Raw genomic sequence first — 13825 nt, forward strand, 5'->3', positions numbered from 1 at the left:
AAAGCAACACCTTTATGTGGCAATAACAAAAGTATCATCTATCACAATTCATTTTATTTTTTTATATTTTCCTTCTGGCTCTGCTGCAGGTATTTCTTTAATAAAACAAAAGCGCTCACCGCCTTTACCACTATCTTTTGCCCTTAACAATGCTCTCAATTTTCCTGCCCCGTCTATCTCTGCAGGTTGGGCACCATCTGATGAAGGGGTAAAATCTGGCTGAAAGTCTAACTGATCTAATATCCGTAACATAGGAGCATTCTCCGGATCAGTTGTTGCAACAACCCTTCTTAATATGGTCTTCCCAGGACAATCATGAAAAATGGGCCCAAGCCTCTGTTGTGCACTTAATTCACCTATGCGTCTTATTTCTGGTAAAATATCCCCAATTACGGTACTTGCTATTTTGAGGCCATATCCTTGGCTTTGAAATTCATCGGAAACAAATAATATAGCATTTTGTGTATTGGGCGCTCCTGTATGAGGTGCATTCATCCAAAAAAACCCAACAACAACCCCTTGCTTGTTTCTAAACACATAAGGTCCTTGTCCACTTCCAATATTCACCATATATTGAAACTCATTTAGTAGTCCAACCATGACATTTAATTGACCAAGGTGTGTGTTTCCTCCGTAAGAGCGTTTTACTTTTTCTGTTAAGCCGATTCTTAAAAATGCTTCCGAATCACTATCATTCTGAGGATTAAAAGTCTCGCACTCCAAAGTTTCAAATGCCTGATAAAATCTTTTTTGAGTATTATAGAAAGGAGAACCCAGTAAGCCCACATTGGCAGTAGTACGCATACCAGGAAAATAAAAAAAAGACTTAGCGCAAGGTTGTTTTAAAAGAGTTGAAGCCATTAAGAATGCAAAAAACATTGCAGATTCCTTTCAATTTCAACTATCAGAACATAGCAATTTTTCAGCGTATAATCAAGTGCTTAAGCGGTATGACAATAAAATTCATTGAAAAAATTACCATTCTAAGGTATAATAGGGGTAACATTACGACATTGCAGTTTTGGTCATGCAAAGACTTTTTTGGAGCAACACAGGAACTGACACAATCGCATCCGCTGCATTTGATGAAAATGGCATTGCGACGAACGCAACACTTTTCAATCCAACTGCAATTCCTGAGATTGCTTTTCCTTTAGGCGCAGCTGTATATAGCAAAGGCAAAAGATTATTCTGGATCAATGGACTATTGAGCGCAATCTATACTGCAACATTTGATGATAATGGCGTTATAAACAGTTCACCAAAATTATTTGTTAATGTTGTTCTTGGGGCGCAAGATCTTGTGATCTCAGGTCAAAGGCTATTTTGGAGCAACGTTAACAATTTAGTAGGCATTCAAACAGCGGCATTTAATGCAAGTGGAGATATTGTTGGCGCACCTTCTGCTTTTGGTGCTACAAATGTTGATGGACTTGCAGCGTTAGCTATAGCGTCTTCTACAAATCGTATTTTTTGGGCCAATACATTTGGTGGAACAGTGTATTCTGCGTTATTTAATCCTGATGGAACCATGAGTGGTGGTGAAACGCAACTTGGGTTTGTAGACGTTACTACCCCTTTTGGTTTGGCAGTATTAGGGGAGAGATTGTTTTGGAGTAATGAATTTACCGGTACCATATACTCTGGTTTGTTTGATGCAACTGGTGTTGCTACAGGAGCGGAACAACAGTTAAACATTATGACTGCACCTATTGATGTTAAGGATGTGGTTGTGAGTGGCAACAGACTGTTTTGGGCTGACGGTATAGGTGGAGCGATTTACTCAGCTGAGTTTGATGTTTTAACAGGGGTGTTTGTATCTGAGCAAAAATTTGACACAGGTATGCCCTTTATTACACTTCCTACATTTTTAACAATTTACACTCCAATGGACAACTCAGATGCAACAACGCGAGAAAGTGATTTAGATATCGGAATAATGCAAACAATGAAAATGAAAATAAATGACAGAATGGCCCGAGCAGCTGGTGCTGAAGCAGGGTTTATGACAGAGCAAGCTATGGCAATTGCTGAAGAGAAAGTGCAAGAAGCAATTGATAGCGCAGTAGATGATCTCGCAGGTCGTGTTACTGCTGCTCAATTGAAGAGAGGTTGTAATGGGGAGTTTGTTACAACAACAAAAGTTGGCATTAGTACTGATTTTCAAGTCAATTTCAGTTCTATAAATATTAATACAGGTATAACTTTTGAAGGTGAAATAGCTGTTGTGAAAATAGATGTAAATTCTGAAGCAAGAAGGTTTTCTAATGTGCAGTCAAAGCTTAATTCTGATAATGCTGTTACCGTTGAAAAAGGAGAGTTTTCTGCAGCTTCTCCTACACAGGTACGTAAATCAATTCCACCTAAAATTTCTCCTGATCAGCTTTTTGGTGTGAACCAAAACGCCACATTAAAAGAAGAAGCAAAACAACAAAAAAAACAAGCAGATAAAAATAGGCGAGAGAAGGATAGAAACGCAGACCCTCAAAACCCCCTTCATTCTCAAAATGTTACACAAAGTGATGTTTTAGATAAGGCAAGCGTTGATACAAATCTTGAAAATGGACAAAATCCTGGAGCTGCAGATAATTCGCTTGGAATATCAAACAAACTTTCAGGTCCTAGAATTAGCAGAGATCTTGCAGGAGGGCGGCAAACATCGTCTAACACAGAGGGTTCTTTTGAATGTGGTGGAGCTTTGGTATAAGCATTCCATTTTCCTCAAAAACATTGCTATAATGAATCAACCAAAAAAATAAAAATAATAATGGGATTGAGAATACAATATAAGCACGTCATCACGAGTCCGCCGCAGCGTTAGCGCAGGCGACGTGGTGATCCATGGGTAGCCACGCTATGCTCGCCATGACGAGTGCTTTTTATGTTTTTAATCCCTGAGCAATGAAGGGATTCGTACATGAAGAACATTTTCAAGAAAGGGTTTTTAAACAGAAGGTCTGAAGGTAAATCTGACAGCAAAAAAGAAACAACGACAGAGCAAAAAATTCACAAACCAAGACCTCAACAACAAAGAGATCAGAAAAAAAGCGATTATGCAGCGCGTTCTAAGGGGCCTGGACAATATCAAAACAATAGAGGTCGTCCAGATCAAAGGCAAAAAAGCTCCCTTCCAGGTCAAAGACGTGACGGACAAATTGCTAATTATGGTCGCAGCGGTGGTGGTAACAGACGTCGTCGTGATGAACCAAAAGAAATGATCAAGTTCGACGATTACACAAAAATTCCTACGCCAAAAGAAAACGATTTCTTTTTCTTGCCAATTGGTGGATCTGGTGAAATCGGTATGAACGTAAACCTTTATGGTCATAACAATCAATGGATTATGGTGGATCTGGGTATTACCTTTGCGGATGAGCCTTATGGATTTGATCTTGTAACAGCAAATTTGGATATTATCAAAAGCACATCCATTGGTCGTTTGTTAAAAGGTGTGATCATCACACACGCGCACGAAGACCACATTGGTGGTGTGCATGAAATTTGGCCTTACTTTAAGTTTCACGTTTATGTGACAAAATTCTCTAAGGCAATTTTAGAGCGCAAGTTGGAAAATAAACCTTATGCGGAAGAATTGATGAAATATTATGTGCACGAAATTCCAGCACATGGCCGTGTAACTGTAGGAGATTTCGAGATCCAATATTTGGATATCACCCACTCTATTCCTGAGTCTAATGCGCTTACCATCAAAACAAAATCTGGAACAGTGTTCCACACGGGTGATTGGAAGTTAGATATGCACCCAGGTATTGGTGAGCCTGTTAACGCAGATCGCTATAAGAACCTTGCGAAACAAAATATCCTAGCGATGGTATGCGACTCTACTAATGCAATGTCAAAAGGTCGCTCCGGCTCAGAAGAAGTGGTAGCAAAAAACTTTGATAAACTCTTTGCCGCAAGAAAGCGTGGGCGTATTGCTGTTACATGCTTTGCTTCCAATATTGGTCGCGTAAAAATCATCGCAGATTTGGCAAAAAAGCATGGCAGAAAAGTTTGTCTATTAGGTCGCTCACTTCACAAAATGTCAGAGGCGGCAGATCAATGTCAGTTCCCATTGCATGTGGATCAATTTATTTCTGATGTTGACGCATCAAGATTAAAACCTGAGAAAGTACTATACATATGCACAGGTTCGCAAGGTGATCTTAATGCAGCGCTTGCACGTATCGCACGTGGTGTGCATCGTGTATTGCGACTTGGAAAAGGTGATATCGTTTATTTCTCATCCAAAACTATTCCAGGAAATGAGCGTCGCATTAACTTGTTGCAAAATAACCTCACACGTTTGGGGGTAGATATCGTAACAGATCGAGATATTGATATTCACGTATCCGGTCACCCCAATCAAGATGAGTTGAAAGACATGTACAACTGGGTAAAACCATCCTATGTGATTCCAGTGCATGGAGAATTCCGTCACCTTTATGAGCATGCAAAATTTGCGAAAAGCTGTGGGTTTGATGCGCTCGCGCCTGAAAATGGAACGCTGATTGATTTGAAAAAGCGTGAAATTTTAAAGCGTTACAGCATTGGTCGTATTGTGTTGGATGGAAATCGTTTCATCAACTATGAATCCTCTATCGTGAAAGAGCGTCGTTTGATGGGAACTGATGGCGCTGTGTTTGTCTCTATCAAAGGCACGAACTTTGTTTTTGTGAGCAGTCATGGATTGTTAGAAGAAAATTTTGAAGAATACAATAAGCGTATCCGCGACAGTGTGCGTAAAATTGTGATAGACAATGAAACTGCACAAAATAAAACACTTAAAGAAGCGCGTATTATCGACCGCGTGAAACAACTATCCATGAATCTTTTGAGCAAGTCGCCTGAAGTTAAGGTGCACTTTTTGTAATCCTTGCGCCGTCATCCTGAGCGAGCGTAGCGAGAGAAGGATCTTCTTGAATACGTCTCAGGAAAAGATTCTTCGCTACGCTCAGAATGACGAGTTCTCAAGCATAAATCTGTGCCCGGTAGTGTAATATCTTAAATTATTCCGAATGAACTTTTTCTTCTTGTGCAGGTTCTGATGCACGTAACCAAGGCCAACAACATAGACTATCTACTAACGCACGACTTTGTTGATAAACCCAATCCCAACCTTCCGGCTTGTAATCATAAGATATGCCATAAGTTTTTGTGAAATACTCGACCATAGCGTCTAAACTCTCAAATGTACGTTTGGTTCCCATAGGTTTTGTGTCAACGCGTTTCTCTGAAATTTGCTCTTTGTATGTTGCAAGAGCGGTTTTTACAGCCTCATTGCCTCTAAAGTACCAGGTAGGAGTCGTGTCTATGTAATTCCGTAGCCAGAATGCGCTTTGATGACAGCCTTGATTGCTGCGTTTAGCTAGCGCACGCATTACCATGAGTTGTAAATGCATGCCTTTGTTTTTATGGCCTGAGGATATGTCCCATTTTTCTAGTTGCGCATCGATTTCTTTAGGGCGCATGCCAAACAGGCTCATTATTGCTTGTATGGAATCACTTATATCTGAATAATTCTCAAGTTTTGAGGCTGTTTCTTTTAAGTTTCTGAGGTTTCGAATTGTATTTTGTTGTTGTGTGGCGTAATGTTGCCCGCTTTGCACAATAGTAATTTCAGGAATAGTTATAGTAGAGTCCGAAGCTTGATTGGTTGTTGAGCTAAAAAGTAAAAACATTATAATTTCTATTGATTTGCTTGTTAAGATTTTAAAATAGAAAGTGTACTTTCTGCAAGCGCATCCCTCGAAAGTTCGTTGTCTGTTTTCTTTTTGTAATCATCGTAATGCTTTTTTCTTTTTAAACGAGCATTTTCACCGTTAATGCCGAACATCACAGTAAAAAACACAAACACGCCTGACGCAGCCCATTCAATTGCAGGATAGACCTTAGCAGGATTTCCTGTTGTAACAATTTGCGTGACATTTGTTAACATCTGGCCGGATTTAACGAAGGAATCAAACATCAACGTTAAAAGACCTGCAGTTATTGTTATGCAAACAAAATAATTGCCGACCATTTTCCACCATTCCAAAGCAATCAAATCTTTTGCTATAGGGTTTTCCTTTAATTTATGCCATTCTTTATCGCGAGCCTCTAGCCTTTTCATGGGTTCGTTTGAGAATTTTTTGTAAATGAGATAATCACAAATATCTTGTAGAATATTTAAATTTAAAGTCCAGATATGTTTATCAAAAAGACTTAGGTTGAATAAGCTGTCCATTGCAGAGTCTGCGCTAACAGCGCGATCAATTTTAAATGTACGAGAAAATTCTGTCTCTAATTCACTTTTATATTTAGAAGCTTCGATAGCGCCTTTTATGCCTTCAATAGTTTTTCTTGTGAAGTCATCTCTATTCGCTAAGTTGTCGACATTAGGATCCGTGACTAATCCTGCTAAATCAGATAAATGCTGCATAGAATGCCACCCATCATTCGTTTGAGACTCCTGCATTTCAGTGCCAGCAGGTGAGCTGTTGGTCAATGGGGTAGGTGGAGTGCTGCAAAATAATAAAAACATCATTTTTTCATTTAAGTTTCTTTGTATATTTCAGTTATAGGTTTTATGTTTTACAAAACAAGAGCGAATAAAGAACTTGGGATATAAAAAACTCTATGCATTTTATGGGCTAAAATGTTTGACCCTACCCTCTCTTGATGTTCAAATCTGAGTATACATTAACCAAGTGTCACTCAGGAGGAAAATCACATGACCATCGATGTTATAGAAGATAGCCCATATCTAGCCGTATCGGTTCAAGAAATGAAACAGTTTTTGAATTTGCAAGATGATATGTTTAACGAAAGTATTATCAATTACATCAAGCTTGCCACACGTTTTGTGGAGCGCACACTTGGCAAAAGCTTTCTTCTAAAAACCTATAAATATGTATGGAAGCAGCCTTCAGAGGCGAGTATTTATCAAGCTGTAAAAATGCCTATGACGCCAGTAAAAACAGTTGATAAGTTGACTGATCTAACCATGAACAATCGTATTCGCAGATATACCATAGAGATGGAAAGGTATATTTGCATCAATGATCTTTATTATCATGTTGAGTTTATTTATAAAGCAGGCATGGCAGAAAAACCAGAAGATTTAGATACAGAATATCGCAATTTAATTTGCATGGTGGCGCAAGCGTTTTTTGAAGATAAAGATATCGCAAATCATCCAAGCATGGAGCTTTTGAAATGTTACAAAGAAAATTTAAGCATATAAAATTACGTGATTTACGCGAACATATCAAAATTACTATGTGCGGAGAGCCTGACTCACAGGGGCTTGAGAGCCTTGCATATGCTGAGACTATGCTGGATGCCAGTGAGAGCAAATCTGCTACAAAGGCAAGAGTGATTTTTATTTTTCCTAAAAATTTTTACATTCACAGTAGACCTAATTCGACCATTTGTCTAACTTGGAACTGTAAGAGATATATTACATTTCAGGTCTTCAAATTAACGCCACATCTTCTGATTTGTCAGGCGTTTGAAGATATTGCCTCAGTATCATCGTGAACAGGGAAACGCAATCACGGAGAGTGTTATAGCGGTCGTCATGACGATGCCCTACGTTCAGTCCAGTCCAACGTTCAGAATCAGCATACATAATTCTATATACATACAAAGGGGACAATCATGGTCGATTATGGTCTATTAACAACAATCAGAGATGTGCTTGCAAACGATGAGGGAATTGAGAAAGCGGGGTTGGCTAGCTCTATTCATTTCACATTACCTGTGAAAACCAAGTTTCCCCTTATCTTGTTAGACATCGATGAAATTTGGGAAGATAGTGAGGCGGGATTTAATGAAGCGCAAGCTCGCATCAACTTCCGCATCACCATCATGAGCCATATGTCGACCATCCGTGAATCTCTTGAAATTGGCAGTTATGTTGAAAAAGCGATCAATGGTACATCCATGAAACTCTCCAACACACACCTAGCAAATCTGCGCAAAACGGGTAACGTGATTGACCTTCCTTTGATTCAAAATCCAAGAAGTGTGCAACAGTTTTATCAAGCTGTTGTGTGGCAAAAAGTTTGGGATAATTATGGTTGATTCGCGCAAGTCCTTCATCACGAGGAACGCACAACTTACCGTCATCACGAGATACATCTAAATTTCGTCATCACGAACCTTGCGAAGCAAGGTGTGGTGATCCACATGGATGGCCACGCCGCCTTCGCTAAAGCTACGGCGCGCTCGCCATGACGGCGTAAAACGTCATTACGAGGGACGAAGTCCCGTGGTGATCCATAACGGATTGCCACGCATTCTGACGAACGCTCGCAATGACGGCGTTCCACAGATCGTCATCACGAGGAGCGGAGCGACGTGGTGATCCATATAGATTGCCACGCATTCTAAAGACTGCTCGCAATGACGATTCGGAGTCGCAAGGTATGGTGATCCATTGATGGTCACGCTCCGCTCGCTATGACGAGTCCCTACATTATTGATACAGCGCAGGCTTCCAAAGCTCTTCTTCCATCTTAGTGACAAAACGAGACAAGACAAACATCAAATCCGACAAGCGGTTCAGGTAAATGACAACATCATCATTAATAGAGTGCTTGCGTTTTAAACAAACGCATGAACGTTCAGCGCGACGACATACAGCGCGGGCGATATGGATTTGACTCACCAAAATACTTCCGCGTGGCATAACAAAAGAATTTAGCGCAGGTAATTCTTCATTATAAAAGTCAATCAATTGATCTAAAAAAATATGTTGCATTTTTTTAATGCGAATTTCTAGTACTTGGTCTATTGGTGTAGCTAAATCTGCTCCAATATCGAACAAGTCATTTTGAATGCGACATAATGCCTCTTTAATTTTTTCATCATCTGTGTATGAGAAAATCATACCGATGTGAGAGTTCAACTCATCCACGTCACCAATGGCATTGAAGTAGTCGTCGCATTTGTCGAGGCGTATTCCTGTGGCTAAACTCGTTTTTCCTTTGTCTCCGGTTTTCGTGTAAATCTTAGTGAGTTTAACCACTTTTCTGAAAGCTTTTATATGGGATATCTATTTATAATCTTTAGACTGGGTTGTTGTCAATCATTCTTATCGGATTGTACGTGATATCATGGCTGTACGAGTTCACAAATTCGGTTCTAAAATCCGAGAAAGTTTTCTTTCTAAGTTAACTTAGAACATTTCCTCACCTAAAACCATAAAAACAAGCACTCATAGTCTATGATACCAACATCTCTTTAGGTGTTTTAAGATGAATGCCTTGATGCATTCTATGCTCATTATAGTACAAGGTATAACCCAAGATATGCTCTTTAAATTCTTGCAACGTCTCGAAGGTCTCATCTTGTAGCAATTCATCTTCTAATGTTTTCCAGAATCGTTCTATCTTACCATTAGTCTGTGGTCTACAAGGTTTTGTATATCTATGTTTAATATCATAGAACTTAAGCATACGTTCAAATGGATGTTGTATATTGTTTTTACTGCTAAACTCAGCTCCATTGTCACTAAGAATCTCTTTAAACGTTATATCGTATCTTTGTTTGAGTTTAAGTAAACAATCTAGACTTGAGAACATAACATCTATAGATTTAACAGAATCTACCACTTCTAACCAACATACACGTGAATAACTATCAAGAAGCCCTACGATGTAGAGCTTCTTGTTACCCACATCTTTAACGGTTCCTTTTGTGACATGATGAACATCTATGTGCCCCATCTCTCCTGCATACATCTTAATAATTCTCCTTTTTGCTTCTTTAAGTCTTGGGTTTAGCTTATTGATACCAAGGTGTCTTGTTATTCTATAAATAGAACTGGGAGATATTGCAACACTGTGATCTTTATATACAAAAGAACTGATCTCAAACTTATTGTGTCCTGTTTTTCTATAAAGCTTAATGGTATCTAAGACTTCAGGCATATAGGCAATGGTAGATTTATACTTACGCCCTACCTTTTTAGGGATAAGTTTATCTATATCTCTTCCTGCATTGATATAGCGCCTATAGCTTAAGAAAGTTTTGATAACAGATCTGGTGTTTCTCATAAAACGCTTTAGCTGTGTTGAGCTCTGGATGCTCTTTTCTTTTGATTTGTTCATATTCATCTATATAACTTAGCATATGGTGAATATATCTCTTTTCTATAGTGGTATTTTGACCGCGACTCTTACCATCTTTCTTCATTTAAGGTCTCCTAAATTCTGTTGTGTTAGTTTACAGAATTTAGAACCGAATTAATGAACTTTTATAATGGCGAGCGGACCTTGCTACGCAAGGTTCGTGATGACGTAAAATTTTTCGCTCCTCGTGATGACGAAATTCCCAGTGATCATCATAGAACAGAACTTAAAAAGGCGCTATACTATAGGTAAGTAGGAGGTAACTTATGACTAACCGAGAGTTTGCAAAACTAATTTATCAGTACATAAGACCATATCGTTTTCATTACATGGCAATTCTTATTGCTATGACTTATGTCGGAAGTTATATTTCACTTGAGCCATATTTGCTCAAAATGATTATTGATAAAGTGACCCATCATCAAGGGCCTAACTTGTTTTTTTCTGTGGTTCCTTATATCGCATATTTTGCTTTGGGTGGAATTATATATTCGCTTTCATGGCAAGTGAAACATGTGGTTGAACGATCCGTGATTCCATATGTAGAAACAAATATCGCCATGCATTTGTTTAAATATTTGCAAAAGCAATCACACCGATATTTCCAAGAAAAAATGCCCGGAACGTTATCCACAAAAATTGCTGATTTGCAGTTAGGTGTTGAGCGTATTTTAGCGATCTTGATGCACTTTTTCCGCATGACTGTAGGTGTGTGTGTGACAATATTTTTTATGGCAAAAGTTCACCTCTATTTTGCGATGGTTGTAGTGGTATGGATTATCATGTTTTTGTTTGTCACCTCTATCATTGCATCACGTTTAGAGGTGCAAGTTTTGAATCGCGCATATTCTCGAAGCGCAACGTTTGGTCGTATTGTTGATAGTTTGGCTAATATCATGACAATTCGTTTGTTTGGTAAACAAGATTATGAAATTCAAAAGCAATATGAAAGTTTTGATGTATATGTGAATCAAGATCGCAATCTACGTTATCAACAAATCTTAATGTGGGTGTTTCTTGGTGGGTTTGCATTAATTTTACAAATTACCATGTTGTTGCTTCTTGTGTATGGTGCGCAAAACGGTTGGGTTGTGATGAGTGACTTTGCGTTTGTGATGTTAACGTCTATCTCATTGATTGAAAAAATGTTTTTCATCATGGAATTAATTTCCGAATTTTCCACCCGTTGGGGAACAGCGAAACAAGGCGCATCTTTGATGAGTGATCCGTTAGAAATTGAAGATAAATATGCGGATCAAGATTTCTGCGTAAGACGCGGTGCGATTGAATTTCAAAATGTGAATTTTAGTTACAATAAAAAACCTGTTTTAAAGAACTTATCCATCAAGTTTTTTGGGGGAGAAAAAGTTGGCTTGGTTGGATTTTCTGGCGGTGGAAAAACAACATTCATCAACCTAATTTCTCGTTTGTTTGATCCAGATTCTGGAAGTGTTTTGATTGATGGAAATGACATTACAAAAGTGTCGCAAAAATCTCTACGCAGTGCTATTGCATATATTCCACAAGATCCTGTTTTATTTAATCGCAGCATTTTATCGAACTTGCGGTATGGAAAATTGAATGCCACGAAAGAGGAAATTCAAGAAGCGTGCAAGATGGCACACTGTCATGAATTTATCGAAAGGTTGCCTGAGAAATACGAAACAATTGTGGGTGAACGTGGTGCGAAATTGTCTGGCGGACAAAGGCAGCGTATTGCGATTGCGCGTGCGTATTTGAAAGATGCCCCTATCCTACTGATGGATGAAGCAACATCGGCATTAGACTCTGCAACAGAAAAATTGATTCAAGAATCGATGGAAAGTTTGATGGAAGAAAAAACAGTAATTGTCATTGCGCATCGTTTATCTACACTATTATCTATGGATCGTATCGTTGTATTTGATCAAGGTCAGATTGTGGAAGAGGGAACGCATAATACATTAATGAAGAAAAAAGGCCTATATGAAAAATTGTGGAAGGCTCAACAAAAAGGTTTTATTGGTGATACGAAGAAAATGAAGGGGAAGAAGAAGTAATTTAATTCTGTCATTACGAGTAGACCACGGAATATCGTCATCACGAGGAGCGAAGCGACGTGGTGATCCATGGAGATAGCCCGCCTACGCTCTTTGAGCTTCGGCGAGACATCTGCTTCACATGCTCCGACTCAATGATAAATCATCTCGTCGTAGCTAAATTTTACCTTCGGTAAAATTAGCGAAGACGGATGGATAGCCACGCTTCGCTGGCCATGACGGGACTCTTGCTTTAAACAAATTTTTTTCTTATAAATATGGGACATAGTATATTAATTCATATAAATGCTTTTCAAGTTTCTTCGTCTGATTCAAGAGACTGAAGAAATTATGTCTCCTGAAGAGAAAAAGATAGTGAAAGAGAAACTGGAGAACTCCTTGCGATCTGTTGATGTAAAGGAAAAAGTTGCTGCAATTGAGGCGTTGATACTACATTTCTTTGAAGAAGAGGGCGTATTGTCCAAGTTGGAGCATACGCTTAAACAACTTAATAGCACTCAGTATGATGCTTGCAAAGTAAAGTACGGTTTTGCTTTGGCAGAGCATGGATTTTTTTCAAAAGGGATAAAGTATTTTGATGCGTTGCCAGCTATTGTGAAGGAAAAATTCCGAAGTGTAGATTTCTATCTATCAGAAGCTTATAAAAATAGAAAAAGTAAAAACAGAAAGCATATCGCAGAAATGCGCTATAAATTATTAAAGAATACAATTGCGCAAGATGAAAGCAAAAAATGCGTTAGCGTAATTCCAGCAAAAGTTTTAAAATGTTGGGCTGCATTTGAAATGTATAAGCTACTCCAAGAAAATCCATTTTTAGAAGAAGATCCTATAGCTTATTTGATGGGTATCGATAAAGAGATTGCTGAGCCTAGATTTGCGAAGTTATTCAGCATCATTAATTTTCAAAAAGCTTTAGTTTATCTCAACAAAACTGATGGTTTAGTTGATGAAAATATAGCAAAAGCAAGAGAATACTTGGAGCGATCGATTGCATTGAAGCCTTCAAATGATGCGAAATTTTTATTACATTTTTTAATGTTTGTAAATTCCAAGTCAACTGATTCAGAAGAAGATCTAGCAGAGGAAGAATTGAAAAGTTCTATGCAGAAATTAGACGAGGGATTGGAGCGTATTGAGGCAGTTGAAGGAACTGAAGATCAGCAAGAGCCAGAAGATACATCTGATAAAGATGCAAGCGATAGTGAAGAAGAGATAGCTGAAGATGTTGCAGCAGATCATACTCAAGAAAAAGAGCAAGCTATGAAAATTGCGGCATTAAAAGAAACGATACAAGATCTAAAACTTCGACGTACATGTAAAAAAAGAGAGCTAGATCGGGTTATAAGAGAGGCGTTGAAACTTTTAGGCGGGAAGTTAGATAAATCTACGGGAAGTTCTCACTGGTCTTTAGCATTGGGCGATGGTGTTATAACGTATGTCGAAAGACATGGAAGAGCTTTAGAAAAAACATCCCATAGAGATGAGCTTGAAAAAATACAAGCGCTTTTCGATCTAGGCGATGAATCTTAAATTGACCCCCTCCCCTCATACTGCTAAACTCTTATGTAGTAATGACCAACTTAACAAGGGTTTATGTATTTTATCCTCCTATTTTTAGCCCTTGTTTCATGTGATCAATTTAATCCTCTTGCGCTTTCCAAAATATGG

The 13825-nt window shown here is 38.6% G+C and carries 12 protein-coding genes; 7 read left to right on the top strand and 5 right to left on the bottom strand.

What is annotated here, in order from left to right; genetic code table 11:
* Positions 1 to 48: 48 nt before the first annotated feature.
* The gene (locus H6850_01820; protein ID USO02705.1) at positions 49 to 879 is read right to left on the bottom strand and encodes a GNAT family N-acetyltransferase; all 831 of its coding nucleotides are present in this window, start codon (positions 877 to 879) and stop codon (positions 49 to 51) included.
* Between the two features lie 148 nt (positions 880 to 1027).
* On the opposite strand from H6850_01820, the gene H6850_01825 reads away from it, so the two are divergent.
* Together H6850_01825 and H6850_01830 are read left to right on the top strand one after the other, a co-directional pair.
* On the top strand, positions 1028 to 2707 hold the full coding sequence (locus H6850_01825) for a hypothetical protein (protein ID USO02706.1): 1680 nt from the start codon (positions 1028 to 1030) through the stop codon (positions 2705 to 2707).
* A 210-nt stretch (positions 2708 to 2917) separates the two neighbouring features.
* A complete protein-coding gene (locus tag H6850_01830; GenBank protein USO02707.1) occupies positions 2918 to 4873 on the top strand; it encodes a ribonuclease J in 1956 nt (651 codons plus the stop codon).
* A gap of 136 nt (positions 4874 to 5009) precedes the next feature.
* Here H6850_01830 and H6850_01835 read toward each other — a convergent pair whose 3' ends face one another.
* Both H6850_01835 and H6850_01840 read right to left on the bottom strand, forming a co-directional pair.
* Positions 5010 to 5681, bottom strand: a complete 672-nt coding sequence (locus H6850_01835) for a hypothetical protein (protein USO02708.1) — start codon at positions 5679 to 5681, stop codon at positions 5010 to 5012.
* Between the two features lie 23 nt (positions 5682 to 5704).
* On the bottom strand, positions 5705 to 6526 hold the full coding sequence (locus H6850_01840) for a hypothetical protein (GenBank protein USO02709.1): 822 nt from the start codon (positions 6524 to 6526) through the stop codon (positions 5705 to 5707).
* A 186-nt stretch (positions 6527 to 6712) separates the two neighbouring features.
* Here H6850_01840 and H6850_01845 point away from each other — a divergent pair, with 186 nt between their 5' ends.
* From H6850_01845 to H6850_01855, 3 genes are all read left to right on the top strand, one after another.
* Positions 6713 to 7225 (top strand): phage gp6-like head-tail connector protein, encoded by a 513-nt coding sequence (locus H6850_01845; GenBank protein USO02710.1) that lies wholly within the window; start codon positions 6713 to 6715, stop codon positions 7223 to 7225.
* Complete coding sequence (locus H6850_01850) at positions 7198 to 7521, top strand: hypothetical protein (GenBank protein USO02711.1); 324 nt, start codon at positions 7198 to 7200, stop codon at positions 7519 to 7521. The genes H6850_01845 and H6850_01850 overlap by 28 nt, the downstream gene beginning before the upstream one ends.
* A 120-nt stretch (positions 7522 to 7641) precedes the next feature.
* A complete protein-coding gene (locus tag H6850_01855) occupies positions 7642 to 8067 on the top strand; it encodes a hypothetical protein (protein ID USO02712.1) in 426 nt (141 codons plus the stop codon).
* Between the two features lie 394 nt (positions 8068 to 8461).
* On the opposite strand, the gene H6850_01860 is transcribed toward H6850_01855, so the two are convergent.
* Both H6850_01860 and H6850_01865 read right to left on the bottom strand, forming a co-directional pair.
* The gene (locus H6850_01860; GenBank protein ID USO02713.1) at positions 8462 to 9013 is read right to left on the bottom strand and encodes a cob(I)yrinic acid a,c-diamide adenosyltransferase; all 552 of its coding nucleotides are present in this window, start codon (positions 9011 to 9013) and stop codon (positions 8462 to 8464) included.
* A gap of 196 nt (positions 9014 to 9209) precedes the next feature.
* Complete coding sequence (locus H6850_01865) at positions 9210 to 10097, bottom strand: transposase family protein (GenBank protein ID USO02714.1); 888 nt, start codon at positions 10095 to 10097, stop codon at positions 9210 to 9212.
* A gap of 287 nt (positions 10098 to 10384) precedes the next feature.
* Between H6850_01865 and H6850_01870 the strand changes: the two genes are divergently transcribed.
* Positions 10385 to 12157 (top strand): ABC transporter ATP-binding protein, encoded by a 1773-nt coding sequence (locus tag H6850_01870; protein USO02715.1) that lies wholly within the window; start codon positions 10385 to 10387, stop codon positions 12155 to 12157.
* 285 nt (positions 12158 to 12442) lie between these two features.
* A complete protein-coding gene (locus tag H6850_01875) occupies positions 12443 to 13687 on the top strand; it encodes a hypothetical protein (protein USO02716.1) in 1245 nt (414 codons plus the stop codon).
* Positions 13688 to 13825: the final 138 nt, after the last annotated feature.

It is taken from the genome of Alphaproteobacteria bacterium, assembly GCA_023898745.1.
Taxonomy (GTDB): domain Bacteria; phylum Pseudomonadota; class Alphaproteobacteria.